General features: G+C 63.4%; 11 protein-coding genes, 1 tRNA gene and 1 pseudogene. 7 read left to right on the plus strand and 6 right to left on the minus strand.

The window, feature by feature from the left end:
• Nucleotides 1–214: 214 nt before the first annotated feature.
• The 4 genes from LMTR21_RS01250 to LMTR21_RS01265 all read left to right on the plus strand — a co-directional run bounded on the left by LMTR21_RS01250 (nt 215) and on the right by LMTR21_RS01265 (nt 6320).
• Complete coding sequence (locus tag LMTR21_RS01250) at nt 215–5041, plus strand: NAD-glutamate dehydrogenase (RefSeq protein WP_065750440.1); 4827 nt, start codon at nt 215–217, stop codon at nt 5039–5041.
• 56 nt (nt 5042–5097) lie between these two features.
• Nucleotides 5098–5418 (plus strand): hypothetical protein, encoded by a 321-nt coding sequence (locus LMTR21_RS01255; RefSeq protein ID WP_065750441.1) that lies wholly within the window; start codon nt 5098–5100, stop codon nt 5416–5418.
• 8 nt (nt 5419–5426) lie between these two features.
• On the plus strand, nt 5427–5897 hold the full coding sequence (locus LMTR21_RS01260) for a methyltransferase family protein (protein WP_065750442.1): 471 nt from the start codon (nt 5427–5429) through the stop codon (nt 5895–5897).
• 63 nt (nt 5898–5960) lie between these two features.
• Entirely contained in the window at nt 5961–6320 is a 360-nt protein-coding gene (locus LMTR21_RS01265; RefSeq protein ID WP_246175001.1) for a GYD domain-containing protein, read from the plus strand.
• 9 nt (nt 6321–6329) lie between these two features.
• Here LMTR21_RS01265 and LMTR21_RS01270 read toward each other — a convergent pair whose 3' ends face one another.
• Together LMTR21_RS01270 and LMTR21_RS01275 are read right to left on the minus strand one after the other, a co-directional pair.
• Nucleotides 6330–6863 carry a dihydrofolate reductase family protein gene (locus LMTR21_RS01270; RefSeq protein WP_065750444.1) on the minus strand — a complete coding sequence of 178 codons (534 nt, stop codon included), beginning with the start codon at nt 6861–6863 and terminating at the stop codon, nt 6330–6332.
• Between the two features lie 178 nt (nt 6864–7041).
• Nucleotides 7042–7118, minus strand: a tRNA-Arg gene (locus tag LMTR21_RS01275).
• Between the two features lie 165 nt (nt 7119–7283).
• On the opposite strand from LMTR21_RS01275, the gene LMTR21_RS01280 reads away from it, so the two are divergent.
• The gene (locus LMTR21_RS01280; RefSeq protein WP_065750445.1) at nt 7284–7760 is read left to right on the plus strand and encodes a universal stress protein; all 477 of its coding nucleotides are present in this window, start codon (nt 7284–7286) and stop codon (nt 7758–7760) included.
• A 7-nt stretch (nt 7761–7767) separates the two neighbouring features.
• Here LMTR21_RS01280 and LMTR21_RS01285 read toward each other — a convergent pair whose 3' ends face one another.
• A complete protein-coding gene (locus LMTR21_RS01285) occupies nt 7768–8175 on the minus strand; it encodes a YccF domain-containing protein (protein WP_065750446.1) in 408 nt (135 codons plus the stop codon).
• A gap of 139 nt (nt 8176–8314) precedes the next feature.
• Here LMTR21_RS01285 and LMTR21_RS01290 point away from each other — a divergent pair, with 139 nt between their 5' ends.
• Both LMTR21_RS01290 and LMTR21_RS01295 read left to right on the plus strand, forming a co-directional pair.
• Nucleotides 8315–9394: an LLM class flavin-dependent oxidoreductase gene (locus LMTR21_RS01290; protein ID WP_065750447.1), complete on the plus strand. Its 1080-nt coding sequence runs from the start codon at nt 8315–8317 to the stop codon at nt 9392–9394.
• Nucleotides 9395–9544: 150 nt separating this feature from the next.
• Nucleotides 9545–11479: a patatin-like phospholipase family protein gene (locus tag LMTR21_RS01295; protein WP_065750448.1), complete on the plus strand. Its 1935-nt coding sequence runs from the start codon at nt 9545–9547 to the stop codon at nt 11477–11479.
• On the opposite strand, the pseudogene LMTR21_RS01300 reads toward LMTR21_RS01295, so the two are convergent.
• The 3 genes and pseudogenes from LMTR21_RS01300 to LMTR21_RS01310 form a co-directional block, all read right to left on the minus strand.
• A pseudogene (locus tag LMTR21_RS01300) lies at nt 11395–14470 on the minus strand (EAL domain-containing protein). The gene LMTR21_RS01295 and the pseudogene LMTR21_RS01300 overlap by 85 nt on opposite strands.
• Before the next feature lie 226 nt (nt 14471–14696).
• The gene (locus LMTR21_RS01305; protein ID WP_065750449.1) at nt 14697–16472 is read right to left on the minus strand and encodes a putative bifunctional diguanylate cyclase/phosphodiesterase; all 1776 of its coding nucleotides are present in this window, start codon (nt 16470–16472) and stop codon (nt 14697–14699) included.
• 357 nt (nt 16473–16829) lie between these two features.
• A complete protein-coding gene (locus tag LMTR21_RS01310; RefSeq protein WP_065750450.1) occupies nt 16830–17792 on the minus strand; it encodes a sensor histidine kinase in 963 nt (320 codons plus the stop codon).
• Nucleotides 17793–17870 lie beyond the last annotated feature (78 nt).

Consider the following 17870-nt stretch of genomic DNA (forward strand, 5'->3'; position numbering starts at 1 on the left):
GCCGTCGGCGCCGACTTCGGCCTCACGCTCACCCGTAGGGAATTTCACCACGCCTCACGACAGCGTGCGCCTTTCGCTCGGCGATCGTAGTATTGTCGGCGGCAGCCGGCGACAGCTCGAGACTGAGGATTCGCGTACGCACTCGATCGTGGCGTTCGAAGAGATGTACTACAGGATCAGCTGATGATCGCGGCGGCGGTCGGACGGCGCGGCAATGGAGGTCATCATGGCTTGGCGTGACGACAAGGCCCGGGCAACTCTCATCCGCGATGCCGCAGGTAACGTTCAGCCGGGCAAGAGCCCCCGGGCCTTTGCCGAACCGTTGTTCGGCTACACCAATACCGAGGACCTCGCGAATTACGATGCCGCCTCGCTTGCGCTCTTGGCGGAGCAGGCCTGGGAACACGTGCAGCGGCGCACGGCCGGCAGCGCCGATATCCGCATCGTCAACCCGATGATGCCGGACGGGCGCGAGATTTCCGTGCTCGAAATTCTCAATGACAACATGCCTTTCCTGTTCGACTCCACCATGGCGGAGCTCACCGAGCAGGGCATCGAAGTCACCCTCGTCGCTCACCCGATCATCGCCGTGGAGCGCGATGACCAGGGCAAGCTGCTGCGCTTCTACGGCGAAGTATTGCCCGAGGGCGCAAAGGGCACGCGCGAAAGCCTGATTCATCTCCACATCACCCGCCTGGACGCCGATGCCGATCAAAAGAAGCTGATCGACGGCCTCACCAGGACATTGAGCGACGTCCGCGCCTGCGTCACCGACTGGCGCGCCATGCGCGATCGCGTCGAGGAAGCGATCAAGACTTTCTCGTCCAATCCTCCGCCGCTGCCGATCGACGAACTCGCCGAAGCCAACCAGTTCCTGCAATGGCTCTGTGCAGACAATTTCACCTTCCTCGGCGTTCGCGAATATCGCTTCTCGCCCGACAGCGATGCGCTCGACGAGATGACAACCGGCGAAGGCCTCGGCATCCTGCGCGATCCCGACGTGAAGGTCCTGCGCCGCGGCAACGACATGGTGGTGATGACGCCGGAAATTCGCGACTTCATGCGCGAGCCGACCCTGCTGATCGTCATCAAGGCCAACGTCTCCAGCCGCGTCCATCGCCGCATCCGGATGGATTATGTAGGCATCAAGCTCTATACGCCCGACGGCCGGCTCGAGGGCGAATTGCGCGTCGTCGGCCTTTTCACCTCAGGCGCCTATACCCGCTCGGTACGGCAGATCCCTTATGTCCGCCACAAGGTTTCGGGGGTGCTCCAGCGCGCGGGCTTCGACCCGAGCGGCCATTCCGGCAAAGCGCTCATGCATATTCTCGAAGAGTATCCGCGTGACGAACTGTTCCAGATCGACATCGACACGCTCAACAATTTCGTCATCGAGATCCTGATCCTCTATGAGCGCCCCCGCGTCCGGGCGCTGGCGCGGGTGGACAAGTTCGATCGCTTCGTCTCCGTCCTCACCTTCATTCCGCGCGATAAATACGACACCGAGGTCCGCACCCGCGTCGGTGCCTTTCTGGCGCAGGCCTACAAGGGGACATTGTCCGCCTCCTACGTATCATTCCCTGAAGGGGCGCTTGCGCGCGTCCACTACATCATCGGCCGCTATGAAGGCAGAACTCCCGTCATCGAGCGTGCCACGCTCGAGGCCGGGATCAGCGCCATTGCCGCGACCTGGGCCGACAGGCTGAAGGCCGCGCTCACGGCGTCGACCGATGGCATGCGGGCGCGCATGCTCACCAACCGATACGCCCAGGCCTTTAGCGGCGGCTATACCGAGGTGTTCGGCGCGGAACAGGCGATCGCCGATATCGCGACCGTCGAAAAGCTCACGCCAGCCCGGCCGGTGACAATTTCGGTTCACCGCGTCGAGGGCGAGAACGATCCCAGGCGCTTCGGCCTTAAGGTGTTCTCGGACGCCGCACCGCTATCGCTGTCCTACCGTGTTCCGGTGATCGAAAATCACGGCCTTCGCGTGGTCAATGAACGCACCTATCAGATCGTGCCCGGTACCAGGCCAGCGCCGGTCTGGCTGCACGACATGACGATCGAGACCAGCGACAGCCAGCCAATCGAGATCACCCCGGAATTCAGCCATCGCCTGGAAGCCTCGATCATGGCTGTTGTCGCCGATCGCGCCGAATCGGACGGGTACAATGCCCTGATCCTGCGCACGGCACTCGGCTGGCGGGAAGTCTCGGCGATCCGGGCGCTGTCGCGCTACCTGCACCAGATCCGGGCTCCGTTCACTCAGGACTACATGTGGGAGACCTCGCGCAAGAACGCCGCGATCACGGCCACCCTCGTCGCGCTGTTCCAGACCCGCCTCGATCCACGCCTCGCCTTGACGGATGCCGAGCGCGCGGCGCGCGAGACGGCCCTGCTTGCCGAGATCGAGGAGCAGCTCAAATCCGTCGCCTCGCTCGATGAAGACCGCATCCTGCGGCGCTTCACCAATCTGGTGCAGGCAACCATCCGCACCAATCTGTGGCAGATCGGCGAGAACGGACATCCGCGTCCGGTGATCTCCTTCAAGTTCGACGCGCGGCGGATCGACGACCTGCCGGCGCCACGACCTCTCTACGAGATCTTCGTCTATTCACCCCGGGTCGAAGGTATTCACCTGCGGTTCGGCAAGGTTGCGCGCGGTGGCTTGCGCTGGTCCGACCGGCCGCAGGATTTCCGCACCGAGATCCTGGGCCTCGTGAAGGCGCAGCAGGTCAAGAACGCCGTGATCGTGCCGGTCGGCGCCAAGGGCGGCTTCGTGCCCAAGCGGCTGCCGCCGCCTTCCAATCGCGAAGCCTGGCTCGCGGAAGGCACCGAAGCCTATCGCATCTTCGTTCGCTCGCTGCTCGAACTCACCGACAATCTCGACGGCGACATCGTCGTGCCGCCCGAATCCGTCGTACGCCATGACGGCGACGATCCCTATCTCGTCGTCGCCGCCGACAAGGGCACCGCCACCTTCTCCGACACCGCCAACGCGATCTCGGTCGAGAAGAACCATTGGCTCGGCGATGCCTTCGCTTCCGGCGGCAGCCAGGGCTACGACCACAAGAAGATGGGGATCACCGCGCGCGGCGCCTGGGAGGCGGTCAAGCGCCACTTCCGCGAGCTCGGCACCGACATTCAGACCATGCCGTTCACCGCGGTCGGCGTCGGCGACATGTCCGGCGACGTTTTCGGCAATGGTATGCTGCTCTCGCCGGCGACAAGGCTTGTGGCGGCTTTCGATCATCGCGACATCTTCATCGATCCCGCGCCTGATCCTTCCGTAAGCTTTGCTGAGCGCAAGCGCCTGTTCGACCTGCCGCGATCGAGCTGGCAGGACTACAACAAGTCGCTGATCTCGGAAGGCGGCGGCGTGTTCTCGCGCCAGCTCAAGGCGATCCCGCTCGCGCCGGAAGTGCGTACCCTGCTCGATCTCGACAAGCCGCAAGCCACGCCTTTCGAGGTGATGACGGCGATCCTGAAGGCGCGCGCGGATCTCTTGTGGTTTGGCGGGATCGGCACCTATGTTCGCTCCTCCGGGGAAAGCGACGATCAGGCCGGCGACCGCGCCAATGATCCGATCCGCATTACGGGCGGCGACGTGCGCGCCCGGGTGATCGGCGAGGGCGCCAATCTCGGCGTCACCCAGCGCGGCCGTATTGAAGCGGCGCAGAAGGGCGTCAAGCTCAACACCGACGCAATAGACAATTCGGCCGGCGTGAACACGTCCGACGTCGAGGTCAATATCAAGATCGCGCTGGCGCGCCTCGAGCGCGAGGGGCGGCTCAGCCCCACCGAGCGCAACAGCCTGCTTGCCGCGATGACCGACGAGGTCGGCGTGCTGGTGCTGCGCAACAATTATCTGCAGACGCTGGCGCTCTCGCTGGCCGAACGCAAGGGCCTGGCCGAGACCGGCTTCCTCACCCGCCTGATGCAGTCGCTGGAGCAGCGCGGCCTGCTCAGTCGCGCGGTGGAGTTCCTGCCCGACGACGCAGCGCTCACCGAGCGCACACGGCGCGGCCAGTCCCTGACGCGGCCCGAGCTTGCCGTGTTGCTCGCCTACGCCAAGCTGACCCTTTACGATGACCTGCTCGCCACCAGCGTGCCCGATGACCCCTATCTTGCCCGCGAACTATCCCAGTATTTCCCGCGCGAGTTGCAGGACAAATTTCCGACAGCGGTCGAATTCCATCGCCTGCGGCGGGAGATCATTGCAACTTGCCTCGCCAATGCGGTGATCAACCGCGGCGGCCCGGCCTCCGTGGTGCGCCTGATCGACGAGACGGACGCCGATATCCCGACCATCGTCATGGCCTACGTGGCGGTCGATGAATGCTTCGGACTGAAGTGGCTCAATGACGCGATCGATGCACTCGATACCCACATCGACGGGCAGCTACAGCTGTCCCTCTACGCTTCCGTGCAGGACCTGCTGCTCTCCCGCATGGCCTGGTACGTCCGCAATGTCGATTTCAGGGACGGGCTGGAGGCTGTCGTCGTGCGCTTCGGGCCTGCTATCCGCGAAATCGTCGCCGGGCTCGATACCACCCTGCCGCCGGACCTGCGGGCCGCGCGCGGCAAGCGACGGCAAGAACTCACCGACGCCGGTGTCCCGTCCGGCCTCGCTGGCGAGCTTGCCGATCTCGACGCTCTGGTCTCGGCACCCGATATCGTGACGGTTGCGGAACGCACCACGCGCGACATCGGCGATGCGGCGGCGACCTTCTTCGCCGCCGAGGCCAACTTCCGTCTCGACCGCATTATCGCCGCCGCGCGCGGCATGCCGGCAAACGATTACTTCGAACGGATGGCCATCGATCGCGCCGTTGAGCAGATCGCTGGCGCCGAAAGAAGACTGGCCGCGGATATGCTGGCAACCGGACAGTCCGGCCAGCAGGCCGTCGAGACCTGGATCGCGGCTCACCCCGAAGCGACGCGCATCCGCCGCTCGGTCGAGGAGATTGGTGCCAGCGGCCTGACGCTCGCCAAGCTGACGGTCGCGGCGAACCTGCTGGGGGACCTGGTCAAAACCTGAGGGCGCGCGAGAGGACGCGATGTGAAACTCTGCCAGCCGGCGAACGGAGGAATCCGATGATCCACGCGACGTGCCATACCGCCGATAATGTCCGCTGCATCGAGTTCGATGCCACACCCTGGTTCAGCGAGGCTGACGCGCCAAGCATTATCGATTTGGCCCGACGCGGATGGGCCAGCACGGCGATTGCCGATTCCCTCGAGCGCCGACGAGGATACGAACCCTTGCATGACCTCATGGAGTATGCGGCCGAGCGACTGAAACCGGAATCCCTCGAGGACCCAACCTGGGAAACCTTCGAGTGCGTCGTCGACGGACCCGAGGCTGTGGCCTGGCTTGAGAAAAACCGGCCAGAAATTGTGGCAAGGATCCCGTAAGCCACACCATGGCCGACACGGCAGATACTGCGAACGTCATTGTCCGGCCGCCGATCGCATGGGCGCTCGCGGTGCTTGCCGGGTTCGCGCTCAACTGGCTCATGCCCTTGCCATTCCTGCCGGCCGGGCTACCGGCAGGCTGGCTCGGCGCGATCGTGTTTGCGCTTGCACTGGCGCTGCTCGCATGGGCGATCTCGACCATGACCCGGGCCGGCTCGAACGTGCCCACCAACCTGCCGAGCACGACCATCGTTGACACCGGCCCCTACCGCTTCACGCGCAATCCCATCTATCTCGGCATGGTGCTGGGGCTCATCGGCCTGGCCCTTGCCTTCAACAGCCTCTGGCTACTGATGACGCTGGTGCCCTTCGCGCTCGTCATCCGCTACGGCGTGATCGCCCGCGAGGAAGCCTATCTCGAGCGCAAGTTCGGCGACGTCTATCGCCGCTACTGCGCGCGGGTACGACGCTGGCTGTAGGGTTTGCCGGCCAGATACAGGCCGGGGAACCCGTGCCTCGCCGTTCGCGCTACGCAGAACGGCATGGGCATGGGTCGTCGGAAGGCGTATGATTGTGCGGTCCTTCGCGCCATTGATCAACGTCACGTGGAGGTGGCCATGAAATATGTGCTGCTTGGTAATCTGAGCCCGGAGTGGGCAAGCAAGCAATCGGAGCGGATCGGCAAGGCCAAGGCAAAACTCGACAAGCTGGGCATCAAGGTCGAGTCGATTCATTACACGCAGGGCTACTACGATTTCGTCGACATCGTCGATGCCCCGAATGAGGGCGCGATGCTCGCGTTCTCTGTCTGGTACGCGACCCAGGGTCTCGGGCGGATTCAGAGTATGCCGGCCTTCGACGCAAAGACCTTCGAAACCGCAATCAAGGACGCGGCGGGCTAAGCGTCGGGGTTAACTAGCAGGAACGTAGGTCAACCTGATCACGTCCTCGCCAATCCGATCATTGGCCATAAGGCGGAGCGGCGGCCGGGGTCCGGCGAAATATGGCTTGCCGTGACCAAGCACGACGGGGTGCAGGTAGATTCGATACTCATCGATCAGGCCAAGTTCAGTGAGGCTTCGCGCCAGGTCCGGGCCAGCAACTTCGATCTCCCCGTCGTGCTCCGCCTTTAGCTCGCGGATCGCGCCTTCAAGATCATTCTCGACAAGCCTGGCGTTGGGGCCGACCGACTTCAGCGAGCGCGAGACGACCCTTTTCGGCTGGCTCCGCCACGCCACCGCAAAGGCGCGTTCCTCCGCACCCCATTCAGGATGATCGTCGTCCCAGTAACGCATGATCTCATACATTTGGCGACGGTACACACTGCCCGCCTGCCTCTGAGCCTCCTCGATGAAGTGGCGGAAGAGCGTGGGGCTTGGCGCAAACGCCATATGATCGACATAGCCGTTCAGGGACTGGTTCATTCCGAACACGAGCTTAGCCATGCTGCAAAAATCTCCATCCAGCTTCTTCAGAATAGCTTGAGCCGACGGGTAGGCGGAAGTGAGGGCCGAGGGGGCAGTTCACCAATGCGAGCGCCGCGCGCTATCGAACACCGCGCCCTCTACGAGGACGGCTTCTTCCCACATAGCCTATCATAGCAGGCCGTAGTCTCGGTGGAATTGGCGCACCCGACACGATTCGAACGTGTGACCTTTGCCTTCGGAGGGCAACGCTCTATCCAGCTGAGCTACGGGTGCGTTGGGGCTTCCTTTAGCCGATTGGCCGGGCAGGGGCAACGCCCCATGCCGGGGTTGGTGAGACGAAGGTGGCGGCCGATAACCACGTTCTCGATGCAAAATTCCGATCCGTTCCCATTATTTGGTGCTAGTCTTGGCGCGTTGAACCATGGATGGGGACGTCCGATGTATAAGAAGGTTCTTCTCGCCTATGACGGCTCGGTCGAGGGGCGGCGTGCGTTGCGGGAGGGCGCAAAGCTCGCACAACTCTGCCGTTCCGAGGTCTTTTTGCTCGCCGTCGTCGAGGTTTCCTCGATCATGACGCCCGAGGCCGGGCTCACGATCCCGATCGAACTGCAGACCGAGGATTACAAGGCCATCCTGAACGAAGGCACCGAGCGGCTGAAGGCGTTGGGATTTAACCCGACCGCGCGGCTCGAGGTCGGCGATGCCGGACAGAAAATCGCCGAGGTGGCCGAGGAAATCGGCGCGCATCTCGTCGTCGTCGGCCACCGCCCGCAGGGCGCGCTGGCGCGCTGGTTCGGCTCGATCGGCAGCTATCTGGTCAAGCGCCTGCGCTGCAGCGTGCTGGTGGCCCAGACCGAGATCAGCGACGCCGAATTCGAGCAGCTGAAGCCGGCGGAAGCGACGGCCTCGGGATAGACATAGGCTAGTTCGTGGGAACGATGATCTTGCCGATCGGCCACAGTGCGATTCCGGCAAGCTTCAGGTGTGCCCAGGCAAAGGGAATGCCGATGATGGTCACGGCCAGCAACACTGCCGTGATCACATGCCCGAGCGCAAGCCACCATCCCGCCAGCACCAGCCAGATGATGTTGCCGATCACCCCGAGCGGTCCGGTGCCGATATCCTCCTGCCCGGTATAGGCGTCGCGCGAGACCGCGGTGAAACCGAACGGGAACAGCGTGTAGGCCGCGATGTTGAATGCGGCCCGCGCCCAGGGAATCCCGATGATCGTGATCGCCATGACGATGGACGCGACCAGCCAGCCGAACGCCATCCACGCGCCGCCGAGAACGATCCAGATGATGTTGAGAAGCAACGAGACTGGAGACATGGCTGAGAACTTATCTTGCCGTGAACGCGATTGGAATCGAAAACCGCCCCGCAAGGGAACCCGATTGCCCCAGGCTCATCAGCCGCTAAACTCATCTGCCTAACGACCGAGCAACAAGGATCGACAGGGAGAAACATTCATGCGTCCACTCGAATTTGGCTGGTATCTGCCCACGCATGGCGACACCACCGCCTATGGCCTGATGGACGCGCAGATTCCGGGCTCGCCCGAACTGTGCGACCGCGTGGTGCAGGCGGCGGAAAAGGCCGGCTTCGAATATCTCCTGATCCCGGTCGGCTCGACGTGCTGGGAAGCCTGGATCACAGGCGCGTTCATGGCGGCGCGTTCATCCTCGATCAAGCCGCTGATCGCGGCGCGGCCGGGCTATATCAATCCCGTGCTGCTGGCGAAGATGATCTCGACCTTCGATCAGATGTCGGGCGGGCGCATCTGCATCAACCTGATCGCCGGCCAGAACGAGAGCGAGGTCGAAGGCGAGGGCGTGCGCTACCCGAAGGAAGCGCGCTATGAGTTGATGGAGGAGGAAGTCTCGATCCTCAAGGCACTGTGGACCACGCGCGGGCCGGTAAACTTCGAGGGAAAGTTTCACAAATTGTCCGGCGCCCATATCCGGCCGCGGCCGCAGCAGCAGCCGTTTCCAAAATTCTATCTCGGCGGCGGCTCGCGCCAGGCCTGGGAATTGTCGGCCAAACATTCCGACGTGCATCTGTTCTGGGGCGACCTGCCGGAAAAGATCGCCTCGAACATCGCCGAGATCAGGGAGATGGCGCGCGCGCACGACCGCGAAAGCGATATCGGCTTTGGCATGCGGCTGCAGGTGATCTGTCGTGAGAACGAGGCGGATGCCTGGGAGGCCGCCGACCAGCTGGTGCGGCACGCGACCGAGCGGCAGAAGCAGGAAATGAAGACGCTGTACAACAAATCGGAAGCGAACATGCGTGTGCAGCAGCTCGCCCGCGAGCATGGCGACCTGCTGCTGCCGCATCTGTGGACCGGCATCACAAAGGTCCGTCCCGGCGCCGGCATTGCCGTCGTCGGCAATCCCGTCCAGTGCGCCGAGACGCTGCAGCAATTCATCGATGCCGGCTGCCACTCGTTCTGCCTGTCCGGATATCTGCATGACGAGGAGGCCGAGCGCTTTGGCCGGCTGATCCGTCCCATTGTCGCCGAAAACAATCGTGGCCGGTGGGCGGCGTAAATCAGGGGCGCGGCGGTCATGCTGCAGTGCATTCGTAAGGCGCCTGGCACGCGACTGCTGTTGCGGTGCGCCAGCTTGCAAGCCTTTATATCACTCGCGGTAGTTTCTGCCCGGCGCTAAAGTCGGGTCGTTTCAACCGGGTACCGCCAAATGAGTGGATCGAGTTCGGTACTTGCGTGGAGCTCCGCGCTGGAGGAGTTCGCGCTGTTTCGAACGCTCAGTGCCGAACAGCGGCTGAAGGCTCTCGGCGCCATGGTCCGCCAGGATCTGGTGCGGGGGCAGATGCTGGTCGCGCAAGGCGGGCCGTCGGATTCGCTTTTCCTGGTGCTGCACGGCGCGCTTGCGGTGCGCAAGACCGGCTATCTCGAGCCGATCGCCGAGCTGCGGGCCGGCGAACTGGTGGGCGAGATCGGCTTCTTCGCCGATGTCCCGCGCACGGCGGACGTGATCGCGATCCGCGACACCAGCGTGCTGGCATTGACGCGTCCTGCCTACCAGAAGCTGGTCGAGGAAGCGCCCGCCATCGTCGAGGCGCTGCTCGCGGCGCTGGCGCGGCGGTTCGCCAGGGAAACTGCGCGCATCGCGCCATTCCGCACCTCGCCGAAGGCGCGAACGGTGGCGCTGATCGGCGGTGGATTGGAGCCGCTGCCGGGCGCTTTCGAGCGCCGGATGCGCGAGGGGCTCGCCACGATCGATGCCGAGATTGTCGACGCCGACCGTCTGCAGACGATGTTTCCGGGACGCGCGCTCGATGCGCATGACGTGACCGAGTGGCTCAACAAGCTCGAACACACCGCGCCGCTGGTGGTCTATCTCGGCGGCCATGACGCATCGCCCTGGGCGCGCAAGGCGATCCGCCAGGCCGACATGGTCGTGTTCGCCTGCCGCGGCGATGCGCCGGCAGCGCCATTGACTGACATCGAGGCCTTTGCCTGCGAGGTTCATGCGATTTCGGCCCGGCGCCTCGTGCGCGTTCATGACCGGCGAAGCGGCGAGGTCTCTCGCACCGCGGCCTGGCTTGCCCGGTTGCCGGCCTTCATGCATCACCACGTCGCGCTCGAAGACCAGGTCGATATCGACAGCCTGGTCCGCTTTCTGTGTGGTCGGGCAATCGGCTTCGTCGCCGCCGGCGGCGGCAGTTTTGGCACGGCGCATGTCGGGATCTACAAGGCGTTTCGCGAACGCGGCGTGATGTTCGATATCTTTGTCGGCACCAGCGTCGGCTCCGCCATGGTTGCGGGCTTTGCCAAAAACCTCGAAGCCGAGCATCTCGAGCGCGGCACGCACGAGATCTTCGTCAGGAGCAGAAGTTTTCGGCGGCCGACCTGGCCACGCTACGCGCTGCTCGACCACAAGGCCTTCGACCGCGCGCTGGCCCATCAATACGGTCCCGACTGCCGGATCGAGGATTGCTGGCGGCCATTCGCTGCCGTCGCCACCAATCTCTCGACGCACAATCTCGAACTGATCCGCTCGGGGCCGGTATGGCAGGCGGTGCGGGCATCGAGTGCGATTCCCGGGCTGTTGCCGCCGTTCTACACGGCGGAAGGCGCGATGCTGGTCGATGGATGCCTGATCGATAACGTCCCGCTCGCCTCGATGCATCAGCTCAAGAGCGGTCCCAACCTGGTCGTGCATTTCGGCGAGCCGGCGGCGGAGATGTTCGACGTCGATTATGCCTCGCTGCCGGGACGGCTGGAGCTGATCGCCGCCATGCTGACGCCGTTCCGCAAGAAGCTGCTGCCCACGGCGCCGAGCGCGGTGAACGTGCTGTGGCGAAGCCTGGTGGCCCATCAGCGCTACGATACGCTACCGGTCGGACCGTTCGACACGGTGATGCGGCCGCCGTCTCCGGTCGGGATCGACGTGACGGATTTCGATCGCCACACGGAAATCTTCGAGGCCTCCTACCTCTGGGCCAAGGAGGCGATCGTGGCGCTGGAGGCGGGAGGCAGTTCGGCGATCGCGGCGATACTCGATACCGGCGCGCTGGAGCGGCGTCAGGCGACGGCCGTTGCGGCTTCCAATCGCGCACCCAGCAATCGCCTGGCTTCGGCCGCGGGCTTGGGTGCGCTGAACAGATAGCCCTGCATCTGGGTGCAGCCGAGCTGGCGCAATATCTCGCGCTGCTGCTCGGTCTCGACGCCTTCCGCCGTCGTGGTCATGTTGCGGGCAGCTGCAATATTCACCACCGCCTGCACGATTGCCGCCGAACCGTCGACCTCGATATCGCTGACGAAGCAGCGGTCGATCTTGATCTTGTCGAACGGGAACCGCTTCAGATAGCTCAGCGAGGAGAAGCCGGTGCCGAAATCGTCGAGCGCGATGCGCACGCCGATGGCGCGAAGCTGATGCAGGATCGCGAGCGCGGTCTCGTCGTCATGGATCAGCACCGCCTCGGTGATTTCGATCTCGAGCCGATCGGGCGCCAGGCCGGAGGCGGCCAGCGCGCCGGTGATCCGCAGCGCCAGCGTCGGCGACTTCAACTGGATCGGCGACACGTTGACGGCGATCCTGACCCGGGACGGCCAGCCGGCTGCCTCGGTACAGGCGGTCTGGAGCACCCAGTCGCCGAGTTCGTTGATCAGTCCGGTGTCCTCGGCGACCGGAATGAATTCGGCCGGAGAGACCATGCCGCGTTCGGGATGGCGCCAGCGCAACAGCGCCTCGCAGCCCGTCACCTCATTGCTCCCGAGATCGAGCAGCGGCTGGTAGTAGATTTCGAAGCCGCCGTCGGCCAATGCCTGCCGCAGATCCTGCTCCATGGTGAGCCGCGCCTTGGCGCGGGCATCCATCGCGGGCTCGAAGAAGCGATGGACGCGCCGCCCCTCAGCCTTGGCGGCGTACATCGCGAGGTCGGCGTGCTTGATCAGCTGGTCGAGTTCGGTGCCGTCTTCCGGCGCGAGCGCGATGCCGATGCTGGCGTCGGTCGAAAGCTGATGCCCGAGGCATTGATAGGGCTGGCGGATCGCCTCGTAGACGCTCGCCACGAATTCCTCGACATCGGCGCGGCCGCGGATCGCTGTCTGGATGACGGCAAACTCGTCGCCGCCCAGGCGGGCAATAAGATCGCCGGGCTTGATGCAATCCTTGAGGCAGGCCGCGACCGCCTTCAGAAGTTCGTCGCCGACATGGTGTCCGAGCGAGTCGTTGATGCCCTTGAATTCGTCGATGTCGATATAGAGCAGGGCGAATGGTTTGCCGCCGGCGGCGTTGCGCAACTCGCGCTCGATCTGCTCGCGGAACAGCACCCGGTTCGGAAGATCGGTGAGCGCGTCGTAATGCGCCAGATGCGCGATCTTCTCGTTGGCAAGCTTTCGCTCGGTGACGTCGTCGACGACGTTGATGATGTAACGCGCCTGACCGGCGGAATTGCGGATGCCGAGCCGTCTGGAGGTGATGTAGCGCGGGCCCAGCCCTTGCGTTTCCCAGACATGCTCGTCCTTGAACAGGCCGTCAGGGGACTGCAGCGTTTTCTCTTCGTCGGCCGCAATGATCTCGGCGGCGGCCTCTGTAAAGAGGTCTTCGGCTGTCTTGCCGATGATGAGGTCGCGCGAAACGCCGAACTGGGCTTCCGCCACGCGGTTGACGAGCAAATAGCGTCGGTCGTGCACATCCTTCACGGTGATCTGCGAGGGGATGTGGTCGATGATCTGGCTCAGGAAGGCGTAGTTGCGGTCGCGCTCCTGTTCGAGATTGCGCCGCTCGGTGATGTCTTCCATGGTGGCGACCCAGCCGCCATCCGCGAGCGGCCTGCTGACGGCCAGGAAGGCGCGTCCGTCCCGGCATTGCATGATGCTGTGGGTGACCTGACCGTGCGCGACGTTTCGCATGACAAGGGAGCAGAACGCATCGACGTCGCCGTCGAACGATCCATTGTCCTTGCGATGCTGCATCAGGTCGCGAAAGCGGCAGCCCGGCTTCACGATGTCGGTCGACAGATCGTGCATTTCGACATAGCGCCGGTTAAAGGTGACGAGGCGCGCCGAGGCGTCGAACGTTACCAGGCCCTGGATCATGTTGTTCAGGGCAGTATCGAGGCGTCCCCGTTCCGCTTCCAGCCGCTGCTGCGCCTCGCGGTTCTGCCGGGTGATCTGCCGGATGATCAGGAACAGGGTCAGGGCGATCACCGCCGCCGACAGCGTGGCCGCAAGGACCAGAAAACGGGTCTGCTCGCGCCAGTCGGCAAGTGCCGCGGAAACCGTGTTGGTCGCGACCACCACGCCTGAGTAATACGAGAGCGGTGCCGCGGATCCCAGCCTGTCCGTCTGGTCGATCGGGCTTTGGACACGCAGCGTCTGCTGGCCGCCCATGTCCCGAACGCGCTGCAACAGCGGCGCCTTCGCGAAATTCTGGCCGATCTGTTCGTCGACACGCGGATAGCGCCAGCAGGGTGCCGTCGGCATGAAATATCGAGATGGCAGCGCCGGGGCCGAGGGCGACGGAAGCGAAGAATCTTTCGTAATTCGCGGGGTTGATTCGCCGCGTCATCACGCCAAGGAACGCGCCGTCCTCGCCGCGCAAGCGATGCGCGATGACCGAGTTCAGTTTTCCGGTAAGATAGCTGCGAACCGACTCGGTGAGAATGGACGGCGATCGCGGGTCGAATTTGAAGCTCCTGAAATAGCTGCGCTCGGAAATGTTAAGCGTCGGCGCCGGCAGCGGCCGCGACCAGTTGATCATGTCGCCATTGGAATCGAAGACCGAGATGTCGCCGAGATACGACAGGACGCCCGCCTTGGATCGCAGGATCTCGCGCGCTTCGGAGCTCGCGACGCGTTGCCGGAACTCCTTCTCCGAGGCGATGCCGGAAATCTGCAGTCGGGTGATCACGTCGTCGGCGAGCGTGTCGGAATCCTCGAATTGCTGGTCGAAATGCCGGGCGAGCAGGCGAACGGTGTTCTCCAGTTCGCGTTCGCTGTTGACAAGCGCACGCTCGCGGAATTCACCGGCCATCATGATGGTGCCGACGAAAATCGCCGCGACCAGTATCCCGCCGCAGAGCGTCAGCCACAGCACCGGGCCCCGGATGGTCGCGGCAAGGTGCCGCCCGGTCGCCACGGTTCTGGCCTTCATGCCATGCAGGTGGTGCAACAGCTCGCGCATTTCGCCCTTCCCCCGGGAACGTGCATACGATGCGCGGATGTCATAAGCCGTTAGGAAATCCGGTTACTTAAGGCTTAATGCGGCTCTTGCAGCGGCGAACTGCCCTTGGTGGGTCACGCGGAGACGCTCGCGGTTGGCCAAATACCGGATCTCTCTTCAAGCGCTGTCGTGACGGCGGCGCTTGAAGAGGTTCCGATCAGCGGCGATAGGTACCGGTGCGGGCATAGCTAGCGCGGGTTTCCGGCGCGGGGCGGCTGACCAGACCGGCGCGCGCCTCGCTGGCGCGCGGGGTCGCCAGCTTGAGATCTTCCAGGAAGATCGGCTTCGAGAAGTAGTAGCCTTGCGCGAAGCGGATCTTGGTTGCGGCCTGCAGATAGGCCAGTTCCTCGAAACTTTCGAGCCCTTCGGCGATGACGGTCATGCCGAGCGCTTCGCTCAAGGATTCGATCGCCCGCAGGATGCCCTGGCTGCGCGGCCGCTTATGGATGTCGGTGATGAAGGAGCGGTCGATCTTGATCTCGTCGGCGGTGATGTCGGCCAGCGCCGAGAGCGACGAATAGCCGATGCCGAAATCGTCGATCGAGATCCTGACGCCGAGCTTGCGGAACAGCGGCAGGATCTCGTCGTGGAAATGCGTCTTGGTGACGAAAGCGTCCTCCGTCACCTCGATCATGAAGCGCCTGGGAAATCCGGTGGCTTCGATCGCCTGGGCGAACGGTCCCATGAATTCGGGGTTACCGGCCTGCTTGGCTGCGACGTTCATGCTGATCGTGGTGTCGGGGCCGAAGGTCTCGTTGATCAGGTCGATCGATTTGACGATCTCCGCCAGCACCAGGTGGGTCAGTTCGTCGATCAGGCCGAGTTCGGTGGCAAGATTGATGAACGTGCTGGGGGCCTGAATCACGCCCTCGTCGTCGCGCAGGCGCACCAGCGCCTCGACGCCCTGGATCTCCTGGGTCCGGATGTCGACCTTGGGCTGGAACGCGCAGCAGAAGCGCTTTTCCAGGATCGCCACCCGCAACGCCTGCTCGACCTTCATCCGCGCCAGCGCCTCGCGCTCCATGCTGGCATCGAAGAACGCCGCGGCGCCCTTGCTGCCATTCTTGACGCGGTACATCGCGATATCGGCGTTCTGACGCAGCTCCTCATAGCTGCTTCCGTGCTCGGGATAGAGGCTGACGCCGATCGAGGTCGAGGCGAAGATTTCGGACTGGTCGATGAAGAACGGCGCCTTCAGCCGCTGCAGGATGAAGCGAATGAACTCGGCGACCTCCTCTTCGCTTTCGATCGGATTGAGCAGCAGAACGAATTCGTCGCCGCTGATCCGCGACAGGATGTCGGAATCTCGCAGATCTAGACCCACCCGCTTGGCCATCTCCACCAGCAGCGCGTCGCCGACTGCATGCCCGTAGTAGTCGTTGATGTGCTTGAAATTGTCGACGTCTAGGAAGGCCAATGCGAACCGGCCCTGTCCGTTGTCGTACTTCAAGAGACTGTTGACGCGATGCTCGATCAAGCGCCGCGTCGGCAGCCCGGTCAATTCGTCGTAATAGGCGGAGCGGAAAAGATGCTCCTCGAATGCCTTCTGTTCGGAGATGTCGGTGGAGCTCGAGATCAGCAGATTGCGCTCTGCGATCCGGACCGGCCGGTGCGAGGTCAGCAAGACCTGCTTGGCTTGGCCGCCGGCAATGGATTCTTCCAGCACGGCCGTGCGGCCGGCACGCAGCAATTCGAGGCAGGTTTCGCGGCGATCGTTAAGTTGCGATGCTTCCGGCGCGGCGGCAGCCCTCTGCAGCGTGGCCGCCGCGGCCTCGTTCATCAGCACGAATTCGCCGTTCTCGTCCTGAACCGTCACGCCGTTCGGAAGCAGCCTGAAGACATCTCTCAGGATGTTCAATTCGGATTCGAATGAACTTTCATTGCTGGCCTGCGTCGCCGCGGCCTGAAAATCGTTTTTCTTGGGACTATGCATGCGATGGAACTTGGCAAAGTCCCTTGTAGTATTGGTTAAGCGGACTTCCGAAAAGCCGCAACAACCCTAGAAGTCAGCGATTTCCAAGCTACGTCCGCTCGATCGTCATTAACAGAGTATCAACACCGGGCGAGAATGTCTCGTGCAAGGCGAATCTCGATTCACCGCGTTTCGAGTGCACGACGAACATCTTGCGTCGGCATGGATGTCTCAAGATGAGAAAAGGGCGCTAAAGCGGGATGACTTATCTTCGAATCGTCATCCGCTTCATCTTTTTGGTTTGAGCATGATCTCCGCGCAAACGCGTTCCGCGAGGGAAAACCGCTACACACTTTTGCGGATCATGCTCTACCGTGTCTAGCTTGCGGGAAGCCGGCACTGCATCGTGCAATGCACGCCGGTTTTCAGGAAGCTGATCTCGGTCTTGCCGTCGAAGGCACGAAGCGCCGATTGCAAGAGTTTGGTGCCGAAGCCCGCCGGGCCGACCTTCTCGACCACGGGACCTTCAGTCTCGTCCCAGGTGACGTTGAGGCGCCCGTCCGACACCGACCACGACACCTGCAGCAGCCCGCGGGCCGAAGAAAACGCGCCGTACTTGCCCGCATTGGTCGCGAGTTCGTGAAAGATCAGCGCCAGGCTGACCGCCAGTTTGGCCGGCAGGAACAGCGAGTCGCCGTTCAAATTGAATCGGACATGGCCGTACGGCCCGAGCTCCGAGCGCAGCATGTCCTTGATGTCGCAGCCGCTGCCGTCCAGCCGCGCAATCAGATCATCGGTCGCCGACAGCGCGCGGAGGCGGCGATCGATGCTGCCCCAGATCTGCGGCTGGTCCTGCAGGACCTGGTGCAGCACGGCGTGGATCGTCGACGTCTTGTTCTTGAGCCGGTGCTGCAATTCCTCGACCAGCAGCTTGCGGTATTCCTCTTCCCGGATCAGGCGTTTGGAATCCTCCCGTTGTTGCGCGACGATCGTCCGGTAATGCTCGACGCCCCAGATGGCGACGCCGCAGACCCCCCAGAACATCAGTAGCAGCGCAAGCCGCGCGGAATCGGCCGGAGCGCTGCTGAAATTGACGGTGACGCCGAGCACGCCTCCCGCGACAGCCGTCGCGATCCCGAACCGGGCGCCGCCGATCGCGGCGGCCAGGAACACCGCCGGGAAATAGGGCGTGAAGAATACGTCGGGGCGGATCTGGGCGACGCCCCACCGGGCAATAGTCGACAGGACGAGGCAGCCGGCCGCGAAGGCCGTGCTGAAAAACGGCGAGGGCTGGGAGATGCCATGCCAGCCGCGTCTGAATTCGTCGATCAATTTCTTCATCGGAATGGTCACTTCACGTGATCAGCGAATCCAAAATATGGCCAACCCTGCCGAAATTCGAGGATTTCGGGGCATCTA

It is taken from the genome of Bradyrhizobium paxllaeri (assembly GCF_001693515.2).
GTDB classification, from domain to species: domain Bacteria; phylum Pseudomonadota; class Alphaproteobacteria; order Rhizobiales; family Xanthobacteraceae; genus Bradyrhizobium; species Bradyrhizobium paxllaeri.

Coding starts and splice junctions, on each gene's coding strand:
- LMTR21_RS01250 (WP_065750440.1), top strand. CDS start 215: ATGGAGGTCATCATGGCTTGGCGTGACGACAAGGCCCGGGCAACTCTC.
- LMTR21_RS01255 (WP_065750441.1), top strand. CDS start 5,098: ATGATCCACGCGACGTGCCATACCGCCGATAATGTCCGCTGCATCGAG.
- LMTR21_RS01260 (WP_065750442.1), top strand. CDS start 5,427: ATGGCCGACACGGCAGATACTGCGAACGTCATTGTCCGGCCGCCGATC.
- LMTR21_RS01265 (WP_246175001.1), top strand. CDS start 5,961: ATGGGCATGGGTCGTCGGAAGGCGTATGATTGTGCGGTCCTTCGCGCC.
- LMTR21_RS01270 (WP_065750444.1), bottom strand. CDS start 6,863: ATGGCTAAGCTCGTGTTCGGAATGAACCAGTCCCTGAACGGCTATGTC.
- LMTR21_RS01280 (WP_065750445.1), top strand. CDS start 7,284: ATGTATAAGAAGGTTCTTCTCGCCTATGACGGCTCGGTCGAGGGGCGG.
- LMTR21_RS01285 (WP_065750446.1), bottom strand. CDS start 8,175: ATGTCTCCAGTCTCGTTGCTTCTCAACATCATCTGGATCGTTCTCGGC.
- LMTR21_RS01290 (WP_065750447.1), top strand. CDS start 8,315: ATGCGTCCACTCGAATTTGGCTGGTATCTGCCCACGCATGGCGACACC.
- LMTR21_RS01295 (WP_065750448.1), top strand. CDS start 9,545: ATGAGTGGATCGAGTTCGGTACTTGCGTGGAGCTCCGCGCTGGAGGAG.
- LMTR21_RS01305 (WP_065750449.1), bottom strand. CDS start 16,472: ATGCATAGTCCCAAGAAAAACGATTTTCAGGCCGCGGCGACGCAGGCC.
- LMTR21_RS01310 (WP_065750450.1), bottom strand. CDS start 17,792: ATGAAGAAATTGATCGACGAATTCAGACGCGGCTGGCATGGCATCTCC.